Origin of the sequence: Musicola keenii (assembly GCF_014855505.1) — a bacterium.
Lineage (GTDB): Bacteria > Pseudomonadota > Gammaproteobacteria > Enterobacterales > Enterobacteriaceae > Musicola > Musicola paradisiaca.
In genome coordinates this window covers 15,312-39,777 of sequence record NZ_JAAWVW010000019.1, presented here as the reverse complement: position 1 = coordinate 39,777, position 24,466 = coordinate 15,312, and the positions used below count along the sequence as shown (strand labels likewise).

The window sequence follows — 24,466 nt, the reverse complement described above, 5'->3', positions numbered from 1 at the left end:
GATTTGAGATAACTACATATCATGGCTCAATTTAATCACTTTGAACTTTCGCTTCTTAACCCCAGCTTTGACTCCCCTTTGGTCGATGCGCTGACGGAACTGGAGATCCTCCGGCATCTGAGGCTGGAAACGGATGTTCACCCTATCCTGTTTGCGCAACTGAAAGCCGTTTTCCACATGCTGGAGAGTCTGGGCTCTGCGAGGATTGAGGGAAACCACACCACGCTTGCCGACTATGTGGAAAGCAAAGTCGAAGGAATAATCACCACCTCTCAAGGAGGTGGTGTAAAGCTGACAATATAATTGATATCTCAAAATATTATTTATCAAATTATCTCTTTTCCACTGAGCATAAGGTCAAGTTTTGCAATTTTATTTCTAAATACCCAAGGTTTAGCTAAAAGAAGAGATTCTATTACACTACCTCGGATACGCTTAAGGTAGTCTTCTTCGCTTATTTCACTGTCAATAAAATCAAATCTATTGCATACTAACCAAAGTGTTATATCTGTGATTTTTGTGTCAGATTTATTAAATACATCTGAGAATCTTTCATTCATGAAATCGTTTATTGCAGTATCAAATTTTTTCTTTATGTTATTTGCTTTTAGTGTGCTTGTTCTTGTTACGTTTTTTAACTCCACAATGTATATACAATACTTTTTCTCACCACGCTTAATAACCACTAGATTATCAGGAGATGGAGGGGTAGTACCTAATCCTAGGGAGTTATAGTAGGAGTCAATAGAAAGATTAGCTATGATATCAGACTTTAGCTTTCCATTTTCATCATAAAATTCTTCATCGATAATTATGTTTACACCATTCTCTTCGATAGTGTCTCTATGTAGTACCCTAAGTAAAGGCTCAGAATGAATCCCATTAATCATGGCGATCATCCTCATTTTTTTCTATTTGAGAAAATAGACTCATTTTTTCTTCAAATAAAGACTCTGTAGGTTCAATAAAGTTATTATCAGATATGCCAAATTCATCAGTATCCATAGGGACTGCAACACTACCATGGTCAGTGTTTTTAAACACCATGGAATTAACATTATCTTTACTAAAACCATCATCTGAATAGCTGGCTTTTTTCTTAATAATTAAGTTGTTAACCTTGTTGAAAATAAAATTGCTATGTGTTGTGATTATTAGCTTGATATTTGCGCCAACTAATTTTTCAAATATTTCCGTTAACTTTATTTGAACCTCAGGGCCCAAATGGGCTTCTGGTTCTTCAATCATAACTAAGGATTTTTGTTGTTGGGTCGCATCATTTTTGGTTTTGACTACTGGCAGAGGTTTTGTTAGCACATAACGTAAGTATGAAACTATCGGGGCTAGCTCCGAAACCATTGATGATGTAGATGACAATTCCAGCTTAAGCTTTGTTCTCTTTGGTGAAAACATTAATTGCTTTGTGTTTGGATTGAATTCAACTACACCACCTAAGATATAGTCCTCTATTTCCTTGGCGATAAGGTTTAATTTCTTTTCTTCAAAATTTTTCTTTGAAACTCTTATGTCAGAAAGTTTAATGAAATAATCACTTACAGGTTCAGATATTCCTGGTAATTCAATTTTCTTGCTCAAAAATGAACGGTTTCTGGATAGTTCCGCTATAATTTGACCAAAAGCACTTAGAGCCTGATATAAACCAGAACGACTAGCAGGAAGGTAATGTACGCCAGAAATTTGATCTGTTAAATGTTTTATTAATACGCTAAAATCTACTCGAAAAAGACTTAAGTAATTTTCTTTAAACTGCATCAATTGCTCATTGATAGCTACATCATCCTTGATATATAAAGATATTTCATTTCCATAATGATTGCTTCTTGCTCTTTTAGATTTCTTAAGTAGTACTTTATCATCACTAATGATTGATTCTATAGAAATATCATTCTCGTTCACCTTGCAAGTTATTTCACAGATATATGGTATGGAAAGTATGATTAAAGTCTCATCTTCTAATGAGAATTTGTTTTTTACGTTAGATAGTGAAGAGAAAGTATTAATTAGTGAGTTAGACAACTCTCTTAAAAAAGTTTTTTCAAAAAAATACTTAAGGTCTGAATTAAGTGAGTCAGAAATATTCATTTCCTTTTGACTTTCTGATGAAAGAAAATTTTTAATTTTATCTGTCCGATTTATTATCGAGTATTCATTGCTAGTCATCACTTCTTCTATAAAAGCAAAATATGAAAAATTCCTCATATTTCTAATTTCTAATAAATTCTTTATAATTAAATATATCGCAGTGATGGCGTAAGATTTCCCGATGCTGTTTTGACCAATAAGTAAATGAAAGTCTTTTTTAAGATCAATGTCAAACTCTCTTATAGGTCCAAAATTTCTAAGTCCAATTTTCATTAAAACTCCTTAAATACTTATTTGGATTGTTGTAAATGTTGTGAATTTTATTATTAGGCCCATATATTCTCTTAAAAAATATTATCTTTTCATACTATGATCTATGCTTTCTATATTTGGCAATACTAAAGATTGCCTGACCACTGTTTATAGGTTCTCAGTATTACTTCAGCAAAATCATCATCAACCGTATAAAAATAACACTCCGGCACATTAAGCACCTTAGCAAACGCGCACATCATTTCAAATGTTGGACGATGTATTCCGCTTTCATACTGGGATATGCGTGATCGTGCGGTGGCTTCTTCAATACCCGCCAGTACGCCCAACTTTTCCTGAGTGAGATTTGCTCGTAGGCGAGCGGTTTTAAGGCGAATGGGCAGCATAATGGCACCATCAATAAGAATATTGATAGCATGTTTAGCACTACTTTACATGAGGGTTGCTTAGACTTCCTGAACAATAGAGAGGGGAACTTATTTGCATTCATCAGGAATGGCGCTGATGTTTAAGGTAAAGCTCCAGAATCATGTCAGCAAAATCATCGTTTACCGTATAAAAGTAACATTCCGGCACATTAAGCACCTTTGCAAATGCGCACATCATTTCAAATGTTGGACGATGTATCCCACCTTCATATTGAGATACGCGGGAACGTGCAGTTTCTTCCTCGATGCCAGCAAGAACTCCCAATTTTTCCTGAGTGAGATCAGCCCGTAGTCGGGCAGTTTTGAGACGAGCAGGCAGCATTCATTACACCATCAATGATCATAGATTGACTTAGTGTTTAGCATTACTTAACATCGTGGTTGTTTAGACTCTCTGAACAAATGATGTTTAATGTGAGGCTACAGAATAAGGATCATGGCGATGATTGATAAGGACTGGCACCCGGCTGATATCATCGCCGGGTTAAGAAAGCGGGGAACAACACTGGCGGCGGTATCAAGAGCATCTGGATTGGCGTCTTCAACACTCGCTAACGCATTGATAAGACATTGGCCGAAAGGTGAGAGATTAATTGCTGATGCATTGGGAAAGCAGCCGGAGGATATCTGGCCGTCACGCTATCAGGATATGAGCCAAAATCATGGGGAAGGGGAGGCACAATTGTCCCTTCGTAGATAATTGAACTCTGTTTCCCAAAAGCAAAAAACCAGCCCGTAGGCTGGTTTTTCTGAATAAGTGGTGCCGGACTCGGAATCGAACCAAGGACACGGGGATTTTCAATCCCTGAGTCCATTTCATGTGGCTTGACAGTACACGCTTAACTCATTGTTAGGTGTGTAAAAATGCATGTAATCCCAGTTATCTCCACCAAAGGCGGCGAGGGTAAGTCCACCCAAGCGGCCAATCTGGCAGGTTTCCTTGCTGATGCCGGCCTTATAACCCTCCTCATTGATGGCGACTATTCACAGCCAACTGCCAGTAGCATCTATGCGCTGGAGTATGAAGCACCGTACGGTTTGTTTGAATTGCTGATGCAGACTGCTGATCTTGGGCAGCCCGATACTGTGATATCTCGTACAGTTATCAAGAACCTCGATTTGATCATCTCCAACGATCCAGACGATCGTTTATCTAACGCGATGTTGCACGCGCCTGATGGCCGGATGCGGCTGCGTAATATCCTGCAGCACCCGAGTTTTCAGAAGTACGATGTCATCATCATTGATAGTAAAGGTGCCGCCGGTGTAATGGTTGAACTGGTCGTTCTGGCGGCAACTGAGAGCGTGCTGGGGGTTATCAAACCCATCCTGCCTGATGTGCGCGAATTTATGCGCGGTACAGTTCGCCTGATATCGCGTTTGCTGGCATTACAGGCGTACGGCATAAAAGTGCCTTCTATCAAGATTCTGACCAACTGCATTGAAAACACATCGCTCGACAAAGCCACCCTCGACGAACTGACCCAGATTATCGAGCAGAAAAAATACCCTCAGCCGGAGCATATCGCTGTTTCTGTTTTACAGACCAAGATAGACCAGTTGGAAGTCTACAAACGTGGACATGCTCTGGGGCAGCCTGTCCACCGGCTCGAATATAAGACAGACCGCAAAAGCCCAGCTGCGGCGGTAACGATCCACTCGCTTGCCTGCGAGCTTTTTCCTGAGTGGAAAGAGAGATTCGATTCCGTGTTACGGAACCGAACCGGTGCCGAGGAGGTGGGTAATGCTTAATTTTCCTTCTTTGCTGACACAAGAGTCACTGGATGAATTGCGGTTCGTGGTTGAGTCAGTTTGTAACAGTAATGACGGCAGGATTTACTGGAAAGGCGCGGAAATTCAGCTGAGCGAGTATGGAAGTGCGGTTCATAACCGTTTGCTTCTGACTTACAGGTTGGAAGATGGAGTCTCAATCCTCAGTACCGCAGAACCGGAAGCATTACGCACCTGGTTCCTGGAGGTCTGGTACCCACTACACCATGCGGCGATTAAAAAAGATGGTGAATGCTACAGAAAAGCAGCAGTTTCCCTGCTGCAAAAAGATATGCACACGCTTATTTGCGCCCTGGCCAGGGCAAAAGACGATCGTGATGACGTAACACTGAATCGAGTGTGTACGTATGAGAGCCAGAATATCTGTTTTGACGATAATTTATGGGCATCGCTGATGTCCATCATGTATTACCAAAATAAACATGCATTTAGTGCGGCTAAATATATCAGTAGTGATTTTGGGATAGCGATGATCCTGCACCGCTTCGGGAAAGAAGCGGTGTTCAATTATTTTGTCCAATCAAAATTGCTCAGGACGTTAGATCAGTTTCAACCGCCACTGCTCTTGCTGCGATGGATATATTGCAACAGTGAAGCAGCATTAAATGAGTGGGTAGAGCGGAAACTACCTGAGTTACAGTCCAGTTCGCTTTCGACGGATTTTCTTCTTCATGCCGCTTCTATTTTCGCTGAATTACTTAGGACCGTATCTTTGCAATACGGTTGGCCACTAGCCATGAAGTCAATTCAGTGGGAACCGACTCTACTTTCGTTACCAGCACGTCAGTATGCCAGGACGCCACAAGTTGACCGTATTCAGGGAGAGATGTTTTCTGGCCCTCATTTACATTCCGCTTCACAGAGTGAAGAACAGCCTGAACCTGAAAAATCATCGGGACTGGGCCGTTTTGCCCCGTTGAATCCAGTTCAATCCATTCACCCTGATGCAGAGGAGGAAACGGATGATCCGACTCAATAAGAACTGGCGGGAAGGGATTGTCGATGTTATTGGCAATAACGACGCTATTGTTTTTCAACAAAAAAAACTGCATGGAGTATTTTTTAATCGATTCAATGTCGGACTCATGTTGTTTGTTTGTATTCATTTTTTTCCTTGTATGTTCGTGAATATGAAATCACTGGTATGGGCATCTGATCGCGGTTGGCGAACTCATCGATCAGAAAATGCACATCCAGTTCCAGGGAGTATATCCCTGGCAACATTGAGTCCGGCACCCTTTTCAGAAGTTTACATAGTTGAATGTAAGGCCATGAATCTACATGGTTTTAATGTTGGTTCAGCGCCGTTTTTTGTGCAGGAGGGTGGCCGATGAAACTCCTCTATCGCGCTGTTTGTTTTTGCACGGACCGCTACGAGAGTTGCGAAAAACTTGTGTTCTTCGATATTGATGCGGCATCTCACCAGTCACCGGCTGAGCATCTGAGGAAATTGCTGACTGCGGTTTGGGGCGTCCCAGCATCAGCTATTGATTATTACAACCTCAGCTCCGAAACCGACCTGCATCGGCAGTCGATCACCAGCGATGACAATGGTGTTCCACCCGCGTATCACGGTCCTGTGTTCGAACGTCAACTGTTTGAGATTGGCTGCTCGTTACAAGGCCCGATTTATCCATCACTCAACGACTGGCCACTGATGCTGGTCAGCCCCAGAAATCATCGACGTCTGGTCAGTGCCTTTATGGATTGCCACCCGGCTCTGGAGGCTGCTCATGGCTAAATCCACTGCAAGTCGTGGCGACATTGAGATGTCACAATTGCCTCAGGCGACGGACGCTGAGCAAGCGGTATTAGGTGGTTTGATGATTGATAACCACCGCTGGGATAGTGTGACTGAACGGGTTTCGGCCACTGATTTTTATCATCCGGCTCATCAGCGTGTGTTTACTGAAATGCAACGCCTGATCGAAATGAACCGGCCCATCGACCTGATCACCCTGACAGATTATCTGGAGAGCCACGGTAGTGCGGCTATTGACAGTGTCGGCGGGTTTGCTTACCTGGCGGAAATGGCGAAAAACACCCCCAGCGCGGCAAACATCGATGCGTATGCTGATATCGTCAGAAATCGTTCTGTGGCACGACAACTTGTTATGTTGGGGCGTTCTCTGAGTGCTGATGCGATGTCGCCGAGGAGTGATATTAGCGAGTTGGCTGAAGGCGCAGAGAAGGCGTTATTTGAGATTGCCGAGCGGCAAAATCCATCCAGGGAAATGAATCTTCATGACGGTATGGATCGTGTACTCGCTATCCTTGAGCGTAATAATCAGTCGCTGGATGGTGTGACTGGTACGCCTACCGGGTTTGCCGAACTGGATGCTGCAACCTGTGGGTTACAGCCCACTGATCTGATAATCCTTGCTGGCCGTCCGTCCATGGGTAAAACGGCATTCGGTATGGATATCTCAGCGCGTGCTCTGGAGCGCGTGCCTGATCGGCCTGTTTTTATCTTTAGCCTCGAGATGGCCACCGAGCAGCTGCTGATGCGCATGATGTCATCACTGGCTCGCGTGGAGTTCCAGCGTCTGCGGTCTGGTCAAATGGATGATGAAGACTGGGCAAAAATCTCTGGGGCGATGGCGCAGATTACAGAATGGGGCGATCGTCTGGTCATCGATGATAATTCAGATTTGACGCCGTCATTACTGCGGGCACGTTGCCGACGTTATATCCGCAAATACGGTAAGCCAAGTTTGATTCTGCTTGATTACTTGCAACTGATGAAGAGCCCGGGTCACGAAAACCGGACCCAGGAAATTGCGGACATTACGCGTTCCCTGAAAGGCATCGCTAAACAGTTTGGAGTACCACTCGTCGCTCTTTCTCAGTTGAATCGTCTGCTGCAACAACGCAGTGATAAACGGCCGAATAATAGTGATCTGCGCGATGGTGGCTCTATTGAGCAGGACGCCGATCTCATCATGTTTGTCCATCGCGAAGAGGTCTACGAACCGGATACACCGAATAAAGGGCAGGCTGAGATCATCATCGGCAAGCAACGTAACGGGCCGCTGGCAACAGTTACGTTGGAATTTAACGCTCGTTACGCCTCATTCGCTGAGCGAGGAGGTCGATGATGAAAGGCACTAAATCTATCCGTTCACTGGCGCTGGGAGATGCAATGCTGCAAGGTGCCCACGAACCAGCTGATAACGGTGTGTCGGTTCTGCCAGTTTCTGAGATGCCGATGTTGTTGACGCTGGACCAGTTGCGCCCAAACCCCGACAACCCACGTACGTCACGTAATCCCCGGTATGACGAAATTAAAGCCTCAATCAGGGCAAGAGGGCTCGATTCGCTGCCGAAAGTTACGCGTGATCCTGAAGGTGCTGGTGAATACATTTTCAGTGATGGTGGTAATACACGGTACCAAATCCTGTGTGAGCTGTGGCAGGAAACAGGTGACGAGCGGTTTTACCGTATTCACGTTGTTTTCAAGCCCTGGCCCGGTCGTTTGCAATGTGTGATTGGGCATCTTGCCGAAAATGAGGTCAGGGGAGATCTCACATATATAGAAAAAGCCTTTGGCATTCATAATGCCCGTACAATTTGGGAAACGGAGCTGGGCCGTTCGGTTACATTACGCGAATTGTCTGACCTGCTGAACCAGGAGGGATACCCGGTTCACTATTCTACAATCAGCCGGATGGAGGATACGATTAGGCATCTGTATCCACATTTGCCTAATTTGTTAGATGCAGGTTTACCCAGACTGCAGGTATTGTCTTTACTTAATTTGCGCTCAGCGGCAGAAAAAACATGGCAGATGTTTTCGTCTGCTGAGAATGTTTCCCCTCAATTTTCGTTCCATGATGCATTTGCGCGCGCATGTGTCAGCTTTGACAACCTTGACACGTATTCGCTGGAAATGTTTCGCGATGAGTTCATCGGGCAATTATTACAGGCCTTGCCGCATCCTTCTCTGAATTACGACAGGTGGCTGATTGAACTGGATCCTGCCGAGCAGCAGCGGCGCGCATTATTTGGTGAGCCACCGGCGTTTACACCGCCGGTTCAACCACAAGAAACAGGGGCACCTAGCTCCAAAACAGAAGCTCCTGACTCTAAAAAAGTTAATGTTATCCCTCCCCAAGAATCAGAACGCCAACAGAGTGCTGGATTACGTTCGGGAACACTGATTCAGAATACGCCACCCGAGCCTGCATCGTCAGCATCAGGAACGGTAATGCAGGAAGAAGAACAGACCACGATGGCTGTTCCACCCATGCCGATGCATGGTGTTGCGACGACAGAGCGGGTTCTGTCCTCCGACGTCGCTGGTCTGCAATCACTTCCGCGAGTGGAGCTTCAGCCAGATATGTATGGCGGGGATCCTGTGTTGTCAGGGGAGCTGGTGTCTGCGATTGGCGAACCTGAGTGCTCTGCCTCTGCTGGTGAGGCATCTCTGGCATTTGCAGCAGTCGGGTTGGAACCTGTTACTGATATCTGGCACATCTCCGCACTGCAGGACGATATCGAGCATCTGCAGGACATGGCTTATCGACTGGCATATGAGATGGCAGAAATGATGGGTTGCGCGGATTGCATTTCTGATGACCGCAGTGAGCACAGCGTTGGGTATGCCGTTCATTCCATCAGCTCTAGCGCTTTTCCTGCATTTCTTAATGGCCTCACCGGGAATGATGACGGTAATGAGGCATTCAATCTGTTCGCATTTACGTTATGGCTGACAGGGTCAGAAAAGAAAGGAGACAGTCCGGTATTTAACGATGTGGCTGTCGTCAAACTGATGCGTCTCATCCGCGTAATCCGCCGTCTGCGTGAATTGCAACGCGCTGTTTCTGTTCAGGAGGGTACTGACCATGTCTCATGATATTGATGACGAGCTGGCCCAGGCAGTGACACAACAACTCCTGGATATCAGTCTCAATAAAATACGTTCACAGGCAGCAGTGACCGGGCCGTCGCTGATGCAGTGCGAAGAGTGTGGCAATGACATCCCTGAAGCACGCCGGAAGGCTATCAATGGGGTCAGGCTGTGTGTTGGATGCCAGTCGGTGCTCGAATTCCATCAGCATGTTGGTACCGGTAAAGGGAGGCAGCATGGCTAATGATTTGTCGCAGATTCGCTCGCGTATTCGCAAGTTGATGGCACTCGGCAGCCGTAACAACAACGCTCATGAGTCTGGACGGGCATTACGGCTGGCCCAGAAACTGATGCAGCGACACGGTATCACGGATGATGATCTGTCGATTGACGCAATCAATGAGCGTGAGTATCGCCAGTTGCCAAGCAATGCTCACACGTTGCCAGCATGGTTACATGGTCTGGCCTCAGTCGTTTGCATGGCAACAGAATGCCGGTGTTGGTTTGACTCGTATACCGTAACAGGCAGCAATGGCCACCGACGGCAGCGACGCAGCCTGCATTTCTATGGATTTGAACAGCGGCCTGAGATTGCGGTTTACATCTTTGCTGTGCTCTGCCGTCAGTTACGTCACGCAACAGCAACACACATGAAAAGTCAGAGCCGATTGAAGTTGCAGACACGCCGCAACCGGGCAGATCAATTCCGCGAGGGCTACATCAGCGGCGTCTGGGTCGTTCTGGAGTCCTTTGCACACCCACAACAACATGATCTTTTGCTGCAGCGCTGGCTGAACAGGCGGTGTGATGGTGAATTTCGTCAGGTTACGTCCCGGCAGGCAAGGGCATGTCGGGGGGATCGGCGTGCCAAATTAGCTGGTTATCTTGCCGGGCGTAATGCCGAACTGAATCAGGCCATTAATAAAGCGGATTCATCTTCATCTCCTAACGGTATTTGCCTTCCTGGAGGTTCCCATGGCGAATAGAGAATGGGGGGATTACGTTCTTTTGGGTGCATGCGTAATGGCATGGGTTTCAGTTATTTACCTGATGGGAGGTCTCCAGTCATGAGCCAAAATTTGTCGCAGGCAACTAACTCCCTGCTAACTCACATATTAATGGAGCTCAAGAGCGGCAACGTCCGCCGCTGTGAGTCACTGGGGCTGACAGCTGAGGAAATCAGAATGCTGAACCAATTGACCGTCGATGACCTGCATTACTTGATGAACAGTCATGTATCGGTTCTGAATTTTGAAGTTAACCATGAAAATCTTCACTTAATGATGAATCAGGCGCGGAACGAGCAAAAAAGGATGCATCGCATCGATCGCGCTCTTGCTCTCGGCGGGTCGATTGAAATGATGCAGGCTTATTTTGGGATGACGACTGCTGAGGTATCCGCGCGTCGTCGTTTACACGGCATCGAGACCCGGCAGGGGCGCACACAATCACCTGATGAGGCAACAGATGCGGCAATATGGCATGTATGGCAGAAGTCGGGATTGTCGAACGCTGATTCGCTCGAGGCACTGGATGTCATGATGCTGGCTGCTGAGCAGAACAACATATCTCTGACGGCGGTATGGATCAGGGTGCAGGTGTTCTGTCGGGAGGCCCGTGCCAGGAACAAGGAGCCGTCATGATATGGAAATGACATTTGACGTCATGCCTCGGGGGTTGCCTGTTCCTCCTTGTACGCAGAACAAAGCGACAGGTCTGCTAGAGCGGTTCTATACAGGCGAACGTGGATTCTGCAAGCGTTTACCTGAGCGGGGATATCTGAAAATCGATATCGGCCCATTCTGGCGACTGTTGAGCAAAGACGGGGGCCGTAAATGGTACCTGCTGCAACATGCGACATATAACCGTGAAATCAATAAGTAACCAGTGGGGCCATCCAGGCCCCGTTTCACTATGAGAGGGCAACGATGACGGGATTACCGCCGGACAGCATCGTTGAGTTTACGTTGTCACGTATGCAAGCCAGCATCGAACAACGCATGGATGATGTCACGACAGAGCGCAGCGGTCTGCTGTTCCTCGGCAATGTGCATGATGCTTTCCCCAGGCGTCTTTTTCTCGATACACGCCTGTCCCCACTCGATAAAACAGCATGGGTCATGATACGCCTGTATGCACAGCAGAACAGTGGCGCTGTATTTCCATCGTACGACGAGCTGCAACTGCAACTGGTATCACCACATGCCGAAAAAGCATCGCGCGAAACGGTCAGCAGGGCGTTGCTGATGCTCCGGATAACCGGCTGGCTGAGCTTATGCAAGCGCGTTCGTGACGCGCAGGGACGTGTGCGCGGCAATATCTATGCTCAGCATGATGAACCATTGAGCTGCCGCGATGCAGAAATGTTTGACCCGGGTTGGCTGGACCTGGTGGCGAAGAGTTGCCACCACAAAAATAAGAGTGTAAGGATGACGGCTCGTGTCGTCTTGGAGGAGATACTGAACGACCCGACGATGCGTCATCGTCATTCCAGCCTGGCTGCGATAAATGCTCGACTAGGGGAACCGACCTCACCCGCTGAAATGGCGGCATTAAAACGCAGTACTCTCCCACCGAGTTCGAAATCCGAACCGGGAGAAATAAAGGTTAAAAATCAATCTATTTCACTGAGTTCGAAATCCGAACTCAGTACAAAAGAAAGGCCAGATTCACCGAGTTCGGAATCCGAACTAAGCCTAAAAACAAAGAGTTACGCTGGAGTTCGAAATTCGAACTGTAACGTACGTACTATCACACACAGTGTGAATAAAAAAACGTACGTATTGCCTGACGCATTGCTTGAAAAAATCACAGCGGAGAATGCCGACATGCTGCAGGCTCAGTTGCTGGCATTGCCGGAATCTGCGGCAACCACGTTGCTGACCATGCTGTCTGACCAACTTGGCCGCGGTAGTGTCAGAAATCCGCTGGGCTGGATGCTGTCAATGCTGAAACGTGCCCGTGAGGGGGCGCTGGTTGTGCCGGACAGTGTGTCAGATACCCCTTCCGTACCTGCACGACCAGGTGAACAACCTGAGCGTGCGTATGCTCCAGACCATACGCCATTGCAAGGTCACGAGCAAAATCTGGTCCGGGCATCTCGCGAAACGGTGAGCCGCGTGGTCTCTGATCTCCGGCAACGCCTTGCTCAATGCCGCTGTGGTTAAAAAATATACCGTGTTGCCAGTAGCAACAAAGTGCAAAAAATGACCAGTGGTGCTGTTGCTGGGTAGTTGGCTGTGTGGGTGAATGGTTCGGGATAATTGGGATGGTTAAAAAACATACCGTGCTGCGGGGCGCAGCAAAGTACAAAAAATGAGCATTAGTGCTGTTGTTGGGTAATCCTCTGTGCATGTGAGCGATTCGAGATAATCAGGAAACGATGAGCCGCTTGGTCTCAGATCTCCGACAGCGTCTTGCCCAACGCCGAAGTGGTTAAAAAATGACCTTGTTGCCAGTGGCAACAAGTATAAAAAACGATCAATGTTGCTGTTGCCTGAGAGTTTGCCAGACAGGTGAGTGGCCCGTGATAATCGGGTTGATTAAAAAACAACCTTGCCGCCAGTGGCGGAAAGTGCAAAAAACAACCAATGACGTTGTTGCAAGGTAATTCACTGCGTGGGTGAGTTGTGCTGGTTAAAAAACACACCACACTGCCACTGGCAGTAAAGTATAAAAATAATCAACAGTGTTTTTGCCAGCGAGCTCAGGCTGCTTAATCAATCCAGTAAAGTGAAGATAACAGCCAGTATGGATGCTAGGGAATGCAGCATAATCGGCAGTAACATCCCTCCGCTCCGTACTCGCGCCCAAGCAAGCACAATGGAAAGGGTAAACATCTCAACAAATGTGCTCAGATTTTGGTACTGGATATGCATAGCAGCAAATCCTAATGAAACGAATACAATACCTACCCATTGAGTCCACTTGTATTTCGTTCGAAAAACATTGAGATTAATTCCCCGGAATATAATTTCTTCACTAACGGGTGAAAGGATAAGGATAGTCAGAAATACGGCTGAAAGTTGCGCAAGTGGTTGGTTCAGTAATGTTTCAACCCACGTCTCGGGAGCCTGGCCCGTCAGCTTTCCATAAGAGAACTCTATGCTATAAATCGCTACTACGGCTATAGCAGGAAGAACAGACGAGCGCTGCCATACTTGGCCAATGCCGAGTGGGGAGATCCAACGGTGGTAGGGATATGCGATAGTGATAAGGAATATCATACCTGCTAGGTGTTCGGCTGTTAGATGATAACCTGCATAGCCATTAAGCGATGCCCAGTTGGCAGTATTATTTATTATCTCTTCCCATGCCCATGTAATGACAACTGCTGCTAATACAGTAGTTGCCCAAGGAGTAAGGTTTTGAATGTTATTCACTATGCTTTTTTTCATTTATTAAGGAGTCCTTTGGTCGTGCAGATTTGAAAAACTTGCCATTATCATGCCGATCAATTCCTTAGACCATGTATTTTATTCTGCGCCGTTTTGATTTTCGTGTTGTTGGATGTGCATGAGATTCAACACTATTTCAGTCTGTGGTTATTTTAAAGGTAATCGATATGACTGAAAAAACTGAAAAAGATGAATTGCCGTCGCGCGCCCGTGCTGGTGCGCTGGTCTCCGAGTTAAAAATTGAGCTCCACACCAACTACGCTATTTCCCTGTGGGAGGGACGCCGGGCGATTTTTGATGATAATAACGAACGGGTGAAGTTCACTATTCCCAGTATGCCAATGTTTATCGCGGCGGCTGGACGAATTAATGACGCCTCACTGGCGGATAACCCGTTCGCGGATCACGTTCTGTACAAGTTGGACCTGGCTATTCAGTCCGCGTTTATCAAGATGAATAGTTATGTCAGTACGCTGGATCGTGTGCTTGTGGCTGTGCCAGCTGGGGTCCACATTACTGACGTTGTCAGCCGCGAACCTCTTGATATTCAGGTTTTCAGCCGGACGCCTTTTGGTTATCGCTGTGTGTATTTGCTGGTCGGCTTCGATCAGTATGCTAAGAAAGTGCTTCAGGCATACCACTTCGGGTTTATCTCGCGTAATGAGCGTGATGATTATCTTTCAAATGGCTCGCGGATATTGCGTGCCATTTATGCCATTGTTCAGGGTTACCGCGCAGGACCCGTTACCCGACAGGATGTGGTGGACAACTCGGAGGCCTACCAAAAAGCGCTCAGTTCGTACCGTCTGAAAGAACTCAATCCCGCAATCCTCGACGGCAGCCGACGCGCATCGTTCTGTGCTCCACTGAACGATGAAATCCGCGCCAGGATGAAGGCGTTTCAGAGCCAGGGAGGACATAACCCGGTTGGGGCACCATCATGAGGTTGTTCCTGTGTGAGAAGCCCTCACAGGGACGAGACATTGCGGCGGTACTCGGGGCATCAAAGCGTGGTCAGGGCTTTTTGTCCGGCCCCGATACCGTGGTGACCTGGGCTGTCGGTCACTTGCTGGAAAATGCTTCCCCGGAAATGTACGGCGAGCAGTATGGTAAACCCTGGCGGTTGGACGTGCTGCCTCTGTTGCCCCGGCAGTGGCAGATGGTGGTAAAGAAAGATACCGCCGACCAGTTTGCAGTGATCACCCGTTTATTAAAGCAGTCCGATGAAGTGGTTATAGCTACTGACGCAGATCGGGAAGGTGAAGTTATTGCCCGAGAGCTACTTGATTACTGCCGGTTTAACGGTGTGGTATCACGGCTGTGGCTGTCAGCGCTGGATGAGGCGAGTGTTCGTAAAGCACTCGCTAATATTCGACCTGGTAACGAGACAGAGAATTTGTATTATGCCGGTCTCGGACGCGGCCGTGCCGACTGGTTAATCGGTATGAACATCAGTCGGCTGTACACCCTGAAAGCCTCTGCGTTGGGCTACGATGGCGTGTTGTCTGTCGGCAGGGTACAGACACCGGCACTGGCACTGGTGGTCAATCGTGACCGACAGATTGCCTCTTTTGTTCCCAAACCGTACTTTCAGGTGCATGTTACGCTGGAGTCGGGTGGCGTAGTGTTTCCGGCTGAGTGGGTTGCCGCTGCGGCGTATACCGACGATGAAAAGCGTTGTGTGAGTCAGGGTGTAGCCGAGCAGGTTCGCCAGCTTTGCCTGAAGGTCGGAAAGGCAGTAATCCTGGATGTCGAAAAGAAACGAGAAAAAACACCGGCGCCGCTGGCGTTCAGTCTGGGGGTGTTGCAGCAGGGTTGTGCCGAGCGTTTTGGGTATTCTCCGCAACAGGTCCTGGATATCGCCCAGGCGTTGTATGAAACCCACAAGGCGACAACCTACCCGCGAACCGATTGTGGTTACCTGCCGGAATCCATGCTGTCGGAGGTTCCGCACGTTCTATCAGCATTACAGCAATCAGACCCGTCATTGGCCCCGGTCATTGCTTCTATTGACCCCTCGTTTCGCTCCCGCATCTGGGATGACAAGAAAATCACCGCACACCACGCGATTATACCTACTCCGCATAAGTGCAATCTTGCTGGTATGAATGAAGCTGAACGGAATGTGTATACGCTGATCCGTACGCATTACCTGGCCCAGTTTATGCCGTTGCTGGAAATGGATGTGACCCGGGCATCCTTCAATATCGGTGGGCAGCTATTCAGAACCAGTGGCCGGGTGACCGTTGTTCCAGGCTGGAAGACCCTGTTCGGCCAGGCGGCTGCATCAGATGGCGATGAACGTGATGATGAGGCGGCGGCTGTTTCTTTGCCGCCGCTGACGAAAGACGCCGTGTGTGGTATCCGTGGATCTGAATTGAAGGCGCTGAAGACCAAGCCTCCTCAGCCGTATTCATTCAAGACGTTGATTGCGGCAATGATGAACGCTGCTGGACTTGTTGATGATCCGGCATTGAAGAAAGTCCTGCGCGATAATGCAGGACTCGGTACCGAAGCCACCCGGGCCGGGATTCTTGATGTATTGATGAAACGTGGCTTCCTGATTAAAAAAGGGAACCATTTACATGCGTCTGATACGGCCTGTGACCTGGTTGATGCGCTGCCGTCGGCATTAACTCAGGTGGGAATGACGGCGCTGTGGGAACAGGCGCTCGATGATATTGCGGCCGGAAAGATGACCCTTGATACGTTTGTTGATCGCCAGTTGAAATGGGTCAATCAACTGGTTGAGCAGGGTAAACAGCAGGTATTTACCATTCGTATTCCAGATCGCCCCAAATGTCCGCAGTGTGGTGGCCGAACGCGATTACGTAAAGGGCCTAATGGGACGTTTTACGGGTGTGAAAACTACCCGACCTGTAAAGGGATTGTCGATTCCGGTGCTAATAATAAGCGTCGGAATCGTTCAGGGTCATCCAAGTCATTCAATAAAAAGCAGAATTAACTGAGAATTAACTGATTGTGTAACGACGATCTTTCGGCTATCTTCGTTTCGGCTCTGAAGAAGCTGAGAGCACCCCGTCGTTGCGGTCCCTGCCTGTTGTCGGATTATACGCCAGGTTGTCGGAGCAACGTGATGAACCGCCTACCTACACACCGGGCGAGTTCATGAGGCACCAAAACTCCGTGAAACCGGTGTCTGATCCCCTGATTGATGCTGGATGTGTCTAATCAGAGGTCTGCGGAGCACATATTTACAGCGATTGTGGTGAAAATTAGATTAAATAACGGCGCAGGTAGGTGACTACTCTGCGCCGTTATTTTTTTCGGCGGATGAATAATTATCCATCCCCACCACTGTTGACTTAACTTGTTCCCGGTTTAATGATTAAGGCGAACCTTCGTTGTCTTTGACAACAGCCAATGTTCCAGTGGTTTGAGAGGAACGCCTTCGGGTAATCACGATAAATGAAGATCATCCGCATAACCCTCATAAGCGAGTTATGTGACCTGGAAGATGATCGCTTTAACAGGTGGTAAAGCCGTTTAACCTTTGAAAACGGTGAATGCACAACAGCATTTAAGGTCATATCAACTTAACAGTCAGCCTAAGCGCTTAGTCTGGCTTCCCTGCGGGAAACATTTTCCCGTCGGGAATGAATGTTTTTCCGCATGACATCTTTTTACTCCGGAGAAACATCATGACTGCATCAGCAAAATCAACCACAGCAACTGAAACTCAGTACTTTAATCTCAACACCGCAGGTATCGGTTATCTGTCCAATATTCGTCAGGTTTCTGGCGATAAAGGCCCTTTCACCTGTGCGGTGATTAACGCCTTGTCTGGTCCAACGGACAACGCGTCGTATATACGTTTTGACGTGACTGTATCGGGCAAAAGTACGGTGGAGCTGGTCAACCGTTGTCAAAAAGCGGTTGATGAACAACAGCAGGTACTGATTGGCTTTGTCCTCAGTGGTCTGTCTTCTGAGGTGTTCACACTGAAAAGTGGTGAACACGCTGGTGAAGATCGCATCGCGCTTCGCTCCCGTCTGATCAAGATCGACTTTATCAAAATCGGGAAAGAGACGGTTTATAAGGCTGAAAAGCCGACGTCTACAACACCGCCGGCACAGAACGAAGCTCAGCAGCAGAAACAATACGCTGCTAATTCCTTCTGAACCGATTCGGAATCACACCATCAGGAACATACCACCTGATGGTGTGTTCCTCTTCAAATTTTGACTTATTGAGGAATGAATCATGCACGGCGTTAACAAAATTATTCTGCTCGGTTTCCTGACGATAGCCTTGATGCCGAAAGGATTTTTTAATCTGCCAGTGGTTTTTTTCTTGCTGATGTTGATTGTCACTATCAGTATCATCAGTACAAGGAAAAAATCGGTTGATCCGATTGAACCATCTACAACGACATCGCTGGCACAGAATGAATCTCTGCAGGATAAACAATACCCTGCTGATTCTTTCTGAACCGATTCGTAATCATACCATCAGGAACATACCACCTGATGGTGTGTTCCTCTTCAAACTTTTATTGAGGAATGAATCATGTCTGCACGCGGTGTTAACAAAGTAATCCTGATTGGCTTCCTGGGACAGGATCCGGAAGTTCGGTCTATGCCAAACGGGACTGCAGTAACAGGATTTCAGATTGCAACGTCAGAAACCTGGCGTGACAAGCAAAGCGGGGAACAGAAAGAGCGGACCGAATGGCATCGTATCTCTCTGTACGGCAAATTGGCTGAGATTGCTGGGCAATATTTACGTAAAGGCTCACAGGTCTATATTGAAGGCCAGTTGCGTACCCGTAAATGGCAAGACAATAACGGCGTTGATCGCTGGACGACTGAAGTTGTTGTGTCTCAGCAGGGCACTATGCAAATGCTGGGTAAAGCCAATGAGGGTAACCAGAATGCAGCAAGCAGTTGGGGACAACCTCAGCAGCCTGCCGCACCGGCAATGAGCGGAACGCCGACTCAATCCATGGGGAATGAACCCCCGATGGATTTTGACGACGACATACCGTTCTGAATGACATAAACTAAATATTGTTAAGTAATTCTTGAACTGGTCTATTTAACTGATTGGTTTTGTTAGAGATTAATGAAAATAAGCCCTTTTAATGTGTAAGCATTTTAAGGGTTTTTTTGTTTTAATTGTTTTTGTAATTTTACAGTATCGTATCGTGTTCTGTCCGAGAACCCGAGCCTCAAGTCCCGGCTCCAGGATATTATCGCCGATGCCTATGGGGATGCGGTAATTGGTGCCGAACGTGAAACCGGCCTGAATCGCGGATTATTCCCGGCTAACTGTCCCTGGTCGTTTGAGCAGGCTGTTAATCCCGATTTTTATCCAGAATAAGAATACATAGTCTTTTTTCATGATAACGCCGGTTTTCCGGCGTTTTTTTATCTTTTACATACAGAGTTTAGCGTTGTCCGTTATTGGCCGCTGGTCAGAATACAGTCTCATTTTGAGAACAATCTGACGGTGGAACTGGATGGAAAAAACGTTAATTTTGTCAGCGCTTTCGCTGCCATTGCTGCTTTCTGCATGCGCTGAAACGCCCCAACCATCGCCCTATCGGGTTCCTCCCCGCGTAAATGATATCTATCAACGCTCACCTGAAGTGGTGCGTTACGATCGCTATACACTGGTCAATACCCGGCCTGCAGATTCGCAACGTGATCCGCTTAATCAGATAGTCGATATCACGATGCCGGCATCGATCGTCAAATCTGTCGGTGACGGGTTTCGTTACCTGTTGCTTGAGTCCGGGTATTCCCTCTGTCCATCCAGTTCTCCCGTGTTCTCTGAGTTGCTGAGTCGTCCACTACCAGCAGTTCAACGCTCTATCGGTCCAGTTCGTCTCAGTGAAGCACTGCAAATCGTGGCTGGCCAGGCATGGAGGCTGCGCATTGATGAAGTGAACCGCGAAATCTGTTTTGTACTCCGCGATGAATACCGTTCATTTGCGGTATCCACTCCTATTGCTGTTAATGCCAAAATCGTTTCGGCACATTCGGCACCCGTGCCTGCAGCGACTGCTCAATCACAGCAAAAATTCCTGCTTAAACCGGACTCCCAGCCGCTGCCACCGCTACCCTCGACTAAGACACTGAGCGCTCAACCCACGGTTGCCGTTGCAGCAGCTTCTTCAACATCGGCAACGGCAGCGCCGACACGGGTCAAATCATTTGATCTGCCACCTTATAACCCGAACCAGAAGATCAGTGCTAACTCTGAATCGAAAGCTGTGCCGAAAGCGTCAGTGGTAATGCCTCGTACCCCCACCACGTCATTGCCTCCGGCACCGGCGGCGCAACCTCAGCCTGTCCGGCAAACTGTCACGCCTGTGGCGGTAAGTGCACAACCGGCCCCTGCGAAACCAGCATCAGCACTGGTGGCGGCTGCACAGACAGGACCAACATGGAAAGCTGAGGTTGGTTCGACACTGAAAGAGACGCTGACGAAATGGGCTGCACAGGCCAAATGCGATACGAACGGTGGTAACTGGGTTGTTATCTGGCCGGTGGCTGTCGATTACCGCATTGATGCGCCGCTGTCTTTCCACGGCAATTTTGAATCCGTACTGGTTCAGATTTTTGAGCTGTATCGGCGTGCGGAGAAACCGTTGTTTGCCGAAGCCAGCAGGATGCAATGCCTGGTTTCTGTCAGTGATACGCCCGTTTCAGGGGCTGGTCGCTGAGATGGGCTACGCCATTGCCGCTATAGCGACGGTCTTTATGTTGCTGGTAAGCAGCGTCCAGCTTCGGGATCGCAATCAATACGCCGCACAGATTGAAGTCTATACGGCAGCGTTTGTGGCGTCGGACATGCTGCGTATCGCTGACGCCATAAACAACTGGCGTTACACCCGGAGCCTGCCCGATGGGGCGCTTACACTCAGCCAGTTCAGCCTGATTCCGGCACCGGATAGCCGTATCCATGCCGCGATGAGTGGTGGCCGACTGTGGATCTGGAGCGCTGATATGCCTGGGCTGGTTCCGGCCCTTTCACGTCTTTCTACCCGTTCTGCCCTGGCACTCATGGTGACCCGTGGGCGACTGCTCATGGCGGACGGTACCGATATGAATCTTGCTCTTCCGGCCGGTGTGGCGGAAGGCAATGTTGTTTACCTGAATTAAGGAGAGCCGGATGCTATCCAGCCGTGTTCAGCATGTTTTCCGTCGGGCGTCCGTCATTGTCGTTGTCGCCGTCTCTATGTTTCTTGCCGGGTGTTCGCTATCTGAAATTAACAAGATGGATAGGGACGCTGCCGGTAACGCCGACACCGCTCAGCGTATCGCTCAAAGCCGTCAGGATATTCCCCGCTCTGCGGTGGTGTGGTCCGAGAAGCCTTGGGTCAATCTCAAGCCGATCACATCGGTGGTAGCGACGCCTGAAGATAAGTCGGTGCCATCCTGCCAGATTGTGATCAACCGGCCTGACGGCATAACGCTACCGGAATTGGGGCAGCGTATTACCGCATTGTGCGGGGTGCGAGTCACCATTACACCGGATGCGTTCCAGTCGCTGTCTTCTGGCAATGTCAGCTATACACCGACACAACAAATGAGTGGCACGCTGCCAGCTCCGAGTGATAACGGCCGGGTACCTTTGCAGCAGATAAGCGGTACATCCCAGTCTGCTGCCGTGGCCTTGCCTGTCGCAATGGTATCCGGCCTGAAATGGCAGGGAGAGTTGCGAGGCTTGCTTGACCTGATTGCCAGTCGGCTCGGTTTGTCCTGGCGTAGTGAGCAGGGCAACATCGTTTTTTACCTGCTCGATACCAAGACGTATCAGTTGGTGATCCTCAATACCAAAATTGACAGTTCCGCCTCAATCAATTCGGGTTCCAGTAGTCAGCTGGGAGCCGGGAGTGGCAGTACCTCCGGGGCGACAGGTGATGTCAGCTCAGCACAAAAAACCAGTACTGATTTGAGCAGCAACCTGTACGAAGACATTCGTAAGACCATCGAAAACATGCTGACGCCCAAAAGCGGACGGTACTGGTTGTCGTCTGCTACAGGGACGCTGACGGTGACTGATACACCTGAGGTACTGGAGCGTGTCGGGCGCTATGTCGATTACCAGAACAAGGTGCTTAATCGTCAGGTACAGCTGAATATACAAATCCTGAGTGTGACCCAGACCCGTAATGAAGAGCTGGGACTCGACTGGGGTCTGGTCTACAAGTCTCTTCACAATGTTGGTGCCACGCTGAACGGCAGTTTCAGTAGTGCATCTTCGACGGCAACCTCTTCAGGTTTCTCGATACTGGATACGGCTTCGGGCAGTGCTGCGCGTTTTTCCGGCTCTCAGTTGCTAATGAAAGCACTGTCTGAACAAGGGAATGTCAGTGTGGTAACCAGCCAGTCACGGGCGACAACCAATCTGACCCCGGTACCGTACCAACTTTCCAATCAGAAAGGGATGCTGACCAGTTCCAGCTCTACAGCAACAGCCAATGTCGGTGTGACGTCAACGATGACGACTACCACGGTGACTACCGGGCTTTTCATGACCATGCTGCCGTTTATTCAGGATAACGGCGATGTGCAACTGCAGTTCGCCTTCAGTTACACCACACCTCCGAAAATCGAGTCCTTTATCAGCAGGGACGGTAACTCCCGCAATGATACCGCCGATACGTCGACGGAAGCGACGACGCAGAAAGTCAATATGAAGGCCGGTCAGACTCTGATTTTGACAGGGTCGGATCAGAAGACAACCTCGGCTGATCGGCAGGGCACCTTTACACCAGGGAATTTCATTCTCGGAGGTGGCCAGAACGGCTCTGCAAAGCGCACCACGCTGGTCATTCTGATCACGCCTTTCCTGCTGAACTGAGGCCGCTATGAAACGTACAAAAAATAATACACGAACCGTCGGCACGTTATTGCTGGCTAACCGGCAGGGGTGGGTGGCCGGTTTGCGATGGGAGAATTACCAGACGACGGACTGGTTACGTCGTCTGTCTGTCCGGCAGCCGGACACGCATGTGATATTTACCGGACGTCAGCCCTCTCGCATGGTCGGCTATGTCAGCCTGGCGAAACGGCGCCGTCGTTTGCCTCTGTATGTGCTGGCCATGGCCTTTCTGCAACAGGCCGGGGCCAACAGCTATGGCATCTACCGACTGAGTGACGTGGATGACCGCTGGGTATTTCTGGCCACGGTACAGGGGCGGCTATCCGTCATGGCTGATGTGATAGGGACTCGCCAGGATGTTGAGCTGGCTCAGCAGCATTTTCTGGATTTTAACGAGTCTGGTGACGACGGCTTTTCCTGCTGTGCGTCGGTCGATGACCCACAAGACTGGTCGGTATTGATTCAGGGGCTGAGCCGCCGTCAGTTACGTCAGTCACGCCTGCGACAGAACGTGTCACCGGTCAGAGTGGTTGCACTCACATTAGTGGTCAGCCTGGTTCTGACCGGGCTTTATTTCTGGCGCGATGAGGCGGCTAAAAAAGCACAGCAGGCAGCCGCATTGGCTGAGTTACGTGCTCGTCAGGCATTGTTGCCCACCAAACCGGCGGAGCCGCAAAAGGTGCCGCATCCCTGGTCACGCCTCTTGCCCGCCTCGGTTTTTCTGAATCAGTGCTGGTTTACCCGCGAGCCGCTGCCGGTTTCTGTAGCGGGCTGGCGTCTGACTAATGCCGAATGTATTTCCGAAGGGTTACGGCTGAGGTATGCCGTCACACCTGGCAGTACCGTGATCGACTTTGCCCGTCGTGCCCGCGAACTGCTGGGTCATTCAGCACAATTCAACCTGCAGGAGGGCGGGCAGAGCGGTGATGTCTTCATTCCGTTTACGTCAGAGAGCAAAACAGTCTGGCGCGATGAGCGTGTTCCGACGGCTGACGAGCAACTGATGCGGTTTATCTCTCATCTTCAGCGTCGCCATCTCAATGTCCAGTTTACTGAAGTCAAACCGCCGGAGCCGGTACCGGGTACACAGGATACTCCTTCGGTGCAGGACTGGCGTGAGTTCACCTTTTCCCTCAATTCCCGGCTGGCTGCTGAATGGCTGTTGGCTGACGTTGATGACACCGGTCTGCGTCTGACCAGTATTGCCATCACGGTGAGTCCACAGTCGCAATTTACCTACACGATCAAAGGGAGCCTGTATGCGCAAAAATAACCCGATCTGGCCGGGGAGGTGCCTGGCTCTGTTCCTTTTCACCGGTTCTGTACCTGTGTGGGCTATGGATGACGTCGGCAATGTCACCATGGGTGAACTCGAAACGGCGCAGGCACGAAATATGCTGCTGGAGCAGCAGGTGCAGACTGCACGTCTCCAGCGTCAGTTGCGTGAGAGCCAAACTGATGCCGCAGCCACAACGGCGATGACATCCATGCCATCAGCGTTGTCGATGCCGGTATCACCGTCCATGGCACCCTCATCGCCATTATCGACAGCACAGGAGAAAGCTGGCACCGAGTCCTCAACGGTAAAATTGCAGGAAATCTATGGGCGTGGCAATCAGTTACGCGCCCGCATTCTGCTGCCACGCGGCGGTGTCACTGAAGTGGCTGCGGGGGATCCCATTCCTGGCATGAACACGCGTGTTCAGTCAGTCACAGCAACGGCCGTCAGATTGAGTGACGGTTCTGAACTGTCATTCTGAGGAGTAACC

General features: G+C 49.0%; 28 protein-coding genes and 1 pseudogene. 24 read left to right on the top strand and 5 right to left on the bottom strand.

Annotated elements, in window-relative coordinates:
* Window positions 1-21 precede the first annotated feature (21 nt).
* Window positions 22-258, top strand: a pseudogene (locus tag HEP82_RS16630) (Fic family protein); the annotation flags it as partial.
* Between the two features lie 68 nt (window positions 259-326).
* On the opposite strand, the gene HEP82_RS16625 reads toward HEP82_RS16630, so the two are convergent.
* The 4 genes from HEP82_RS16625 to HEP82_RS16610 form a co-directional block, all read right to left on the bottom strand.
* On the bottom strand, window positions 327-890 hold the full coding sequence (locus HEP82_RS16625) for a hypothetical protein (RefSeq protein ID WP_192459108.1): 564 nt from the start codon (window positions 888-890) through the stop codon (window positions 327-329).
* Complete coding sequence (locus HEP82_RS16620) at window positions 883-2,376, bottom strand: AAA family ATPase (RefSeq protein ID WP_192459107.1); 1,494 nt, start codon at window positions 2,374-2,376, stop codon at window positions 883-885. The genes HEP82_RS16625 and HEP82_RS16620 overlap by 8 nt, the downstream gene beginning before the upstream one ends.
* Window positions 2,377-2,501: 125 nt before the next feature.
* Window positions 2,502-2,762, bottom strand: coding sequence for a helix-turn-helix domain-containing protein (locus HEP82_RS16615; RefSeq protein WP_192459106.1), 261 nt, complete (start codon window positions 2,760-2,762; stop codon window positions 2,502-2,504).
* Window positions 2,763-2,865: 103 nt separating this feature from the next.
* Complete coding sequence (locus tag HEP82_RS16610; RefSeq protein ID WP_012883609.1) at window positions 2,866-3,126, bottom strand: helix-turn-helix domain-containing protein; 261 nt, start codon at window positions 3,124-3,126, stop codon at window positions 2,866-2,868.
* A gap of 120 nt (window positions 3,127-3,246) precedes the next feature.
* On the opposite strand from HEP82_RS16610, the gene HEP82_RS16605 reads away from it, so the two are divergent.
* From HEP82_RS16605 to HEP82_RS16550, 12 genes are all read left to right on the top strand, one after another.
* A complete protein-coding gene (locus HEP82_RS16605; protein WP_192459126.1) occupies window positions 3,247-3,504 on the top strand; it encodes a helix-turn-helix domain-containing protein in 258 nt (85 codons plus the stop codon).
* A 164-nt stretch (window positions 3,505-3,668) separates the two neighbouring features.
* A complete protein-coding gene (locus HEP82_RS16600) occupies window positions 3,669-4,556 on the top strand; it encodes a ParA family protein (RefSeq protein ID WP_038913050.1) in 888 nt (295 codons plus the stop codon).
* On the top strand, window positions 4,549-5,574 hold the full coding sequence (locus HEP82_RS16595) for a hypothetical protein (protein ID WP_192459105.1): 1,026 nt from the start codon (window positions 4,549-4,551) through the stop codon (window positions 5,572-5,574). Before HEP82_RS16600 ends, HEP82_RS16595 begins: the two co-directional genes overlap by 8 nt.
* The gene (locus HEP82_RS16590; RefSeq protein WP_192459104.1) at window positions 5,558-5,929 is read left to right on the top strand and encodes a hypothetical protein; all 372 of its coding nucleotides are present in this window, start codon (window positions 5,558-5,560) and stop codon (window positions 5,927-5,929) included. The genes HEP82_RS16595 and HEP82_RS16590 overlap by 17 nt, the downstream gene beginning before the upstream one ends.
* Window positions 5,926-6,336, top strand: coding sequence for a hypothetical protein (locus tag HEP82_RS16585; RefSeq protein ID WP_192459103.1), 411 nt, complete (start codon window positions 5,926-5,928; stop codon window positions 6,334-6,336). The genes HEP82_RS16590 and HEP82_RS16585 overlap by 4 nt, the downstream gene beginning before the upstream one ends.
* Window positions 6,337-6,364: 28 nt before the next feature.
* Window positions 6,365-7,693, top strand: a complete 1,329-nt coding sequence (gene dnaB-PI / locus HEP82_RS16580; protein ID WP_038914980.1) for an SPI-7-type island replicative DNA helicase — start codon at window positions 6,365-6,367, stop codon at window positions 7,691-7,693.
* The gene (locus tag HEP82_RS16575) at window positions 7,690-9,450 is read left to right on the top strand and encodes a ParB family protein (RefSeq protein ID WP_225622519.1); all 1,761 of its coding nucleotides are present in this window, start codon (window positions 7,690-7,692) and stop codon (window positions 9,448-9,450) included. Before dnaB-PI ends, HEP82_RS16575 begins: the two co-directional genes overlap by 4 nt.
* The gene (locus tag HEP82_RS16570) at window positions 9,440-9,688 is read left to right on the top strand and encodes a TraR/DksA C4-type zinc finger protein (RefSeq protein ID WP_038913055.1); all 249 of its coding nucleotides are present in this window, start codon (window positions 9,440-9,442) and stop codon (window positions 9,686-9,688) included. The genes HEP82_RS16575 and HEP82_RS16570 overlap by 11 nt, the downstream gene beginning before the upstream one ends.
* Window positions 9,681-10,430: a DUF2786 domain-containing protein gene (locus HEP82_RS16565; protein ID WP_192459102.1), complete on the top strand. Its 750-nt coding sequence runs from the start codon at window positions 9,681-9,683 to the stop codon at window positions 10,428-10,430. The genes HEP82_RS16570 and HEP82_RS16565 overlap by 8 nt, the downstream gene beginning before the upstream one ends.
* Window positions 10,431-10,511: 81 nt before the next feature.
* Window positions 10,512-11,087 (top strand): DUF2857 domain-containing protein, encoded by a 576-nt coding sequence (locus tag HEP82_RS16560; RefSeq protein WP_038913058.1) that lies wholly within the window; start codon window positions 10,512-10,514, stop codon window positions 11,085-11,087.
* 1 nt (window position 11,088) lies between these two features.
* Window positions 11,089-11,328 carry a ParE family toxin-like protein gene (locus tag HEP82_RS16555; protein WP_050570885.1) on the top strand — a complete coding sequence of 80 codons (240 nt, stop codon included), beginning with the start codon at window positions 11,089-11,091 and terminating at the stop codon, window positions 11,326-11,328.
* A gap of 44 nt (window positions 11,329-11,372) precedes the next feature.
* Window positions 11,373-12,611, top strand: coding sequence for an STY4528 family pathogenicity island replication protein (locus HEP82_RS16550; RefSeq protein WP_192459101.1), 1,239 nt, complete (start codon window positions 11,373-11,375; stop codon window positions 12,609-12,611).
* A gap of 552 nt (window positions 12,612-13,163) precedes the next feature.
* Here HEP82_RS16550 and HEP82_RS16545 read toward each other — a convergent pair.
* Entirely contained in the window at window positions 13,164-13,841 is a 678-nt protein-coding gene (locus HEP82_RS16545; RefSeq protein ID WP_192459100.1) for a CPBP family intramembrane glutamic endopeptidase, read from the bottom strand.
* A 167-nt stretch (window positions 13,842-14,008) separates the two neighbouring features.
* Between HEP82_RS16545 and HEP82_RS16540 the strand changes: the two genes are divergently transcribed.
* From HEP82_RS16540 to pilP, 11 genes are all read left to right on the top strand, one after another.
* Window positions 14,009-14,785 carry a PFL_4669 family integrating conjugative element protein gene (locus HEP82_RS16540; RefSeq protein WP_192459099.1) on the top strand — a complete coding sequence of 259 codons (777 nt, stop codon included), beginning with the start codon at window positions 14,009-14,011 and terminating at the stop codon, window positions 14,783-14,785.
* Window positions 14,782-16,806, top strand: coding sequence for a DNA topoisomerase III (locus HEP82_RS16535; protein WP_192459098.1), 2,025 nt, complete (start codon window positions 14,782-14,784; stop codon window positions 16,804-16,806). The genes HEP82_RS16540 and HEP82_RS16535 overlap by 4 nt, the downstream gene beginning before the upstream one ends.
* 697 nt (window positions 16,807-17,503) lie before the next feature.
* Window positions 17,504-17,983: an STY4534 family ICE replication protein gene (locus tag HEP82_RS16530; RefSeq protein WP_024108349.1), complete on the top strand. Its 480-nt coding sequence runs from the start codon at window positions 17,504-17,506 to the stop codon at window positions 17,981-17,983.
* Window positions 17,984-18,065: 82 nt separating this feature from the next.
* Window positions 18,066-18,293, top strand: coding sequence for a hypothetical protein (locus HEP82_RS16525; protein WP_192459097.1), 228 nt, complete (start codon window positions 18,066-18,068; stop codon window positions 18,291-18,293).
* Between the two features lie 78 nt (window positions 18,294-18,371).
* Window positions 18,372-18,854: a single-stranded DNA-binding protein gene (ssb, locus tag HEP82_RS16520; RefSeq protein ID WP_024108351.1), complete on the top strand. Its 483-nt coding sequence runs from the start codon at window positions 18,372-18,374 to the stop codon at window positions 18,852-18,854.
* Window positions 18,855-19,013: 159 nt separating this feature from the next.
* Complete coding sequence (locus tag HEP82_RS16515; protein WP_192459124.1) at window positions 19,014-19,184, top strand: DUF29 family protein; 171 nt, start codon at window positions 19,014-19,016, stop codon at window positions 19,182-19,184.
* 139 nt (window positions 19,185-19,323) lie between these two features.
* Window positions 19,324-20,532: a PFGI-1 class ICE element type IV pilus protein PilL2 gene (gene pilL2, locus HEP82_RS16510; RefSeq protein ID WP_192459096.1), complete on the top strand. Its 1,209-nt coding sequence runs from the start codon at window positions 19,324-19,326 to the stop codon at window positions 20,530-20,532.
* Complete coding sequence (gene pilM, locus HEP82_RS16505; RefSeq protein ID WP_238553546.1) at window positions 20,501-20,971, top strand: type IV pilus biogenesis protein PilM; 471 nt, start codon at window positions 20,501-20,503, stop codon at window positions 20,969-20,971. The genes pilL2 and pilM overlap by 32 nt, the downstream gene beginning before the upstream one ends.
* Before the next feature lie 10 nt (window positions 20,972-20,981).
* On the top strand, window positions 20,982-22,676 hold the full coding sequence (gene pilN / locus HEP82_RS16500) for a PilN family type IVB pilus formation outer membrane protein (RefSeq protein ID WP_161130156.1): 1,695 nt from the start codon (window positions 20,982-20,984) through the stop codon (window positions 22,674-22,676).
* 7 nt (window positions 22,677-22,683) lie between these two features.
* On the top strand, window positions 22,684-23,970 hold the full coding sequence (pilO2, locus tag HEP82_RS16495) for a type 4b pilus protein PilO2 (RefSeq protein ID WP_192459095.1): 1,287 nt from the start codon (window positions 22,684-22,686) through the stop codon (window positions 23,968-23,970).
* The gene (gene pilP, locus HEP82_RS16490) at window positions 23,957-24,457 is read left to right on the top strand and encodes a type IV pilus biogenesis protein PilP (protein ID WP_192459094.1); all 501 of its coding nucleotides are present in this window, start codon (window positions 23,957-23,959) and stop codon (window positions 24,455-24,457) included. Before pilO2 ends, pilP begins: the two co-directional genes overlap by 14 nt.
* Window positions 24,458-24,466: the final 9 nt, after the last annotated feature.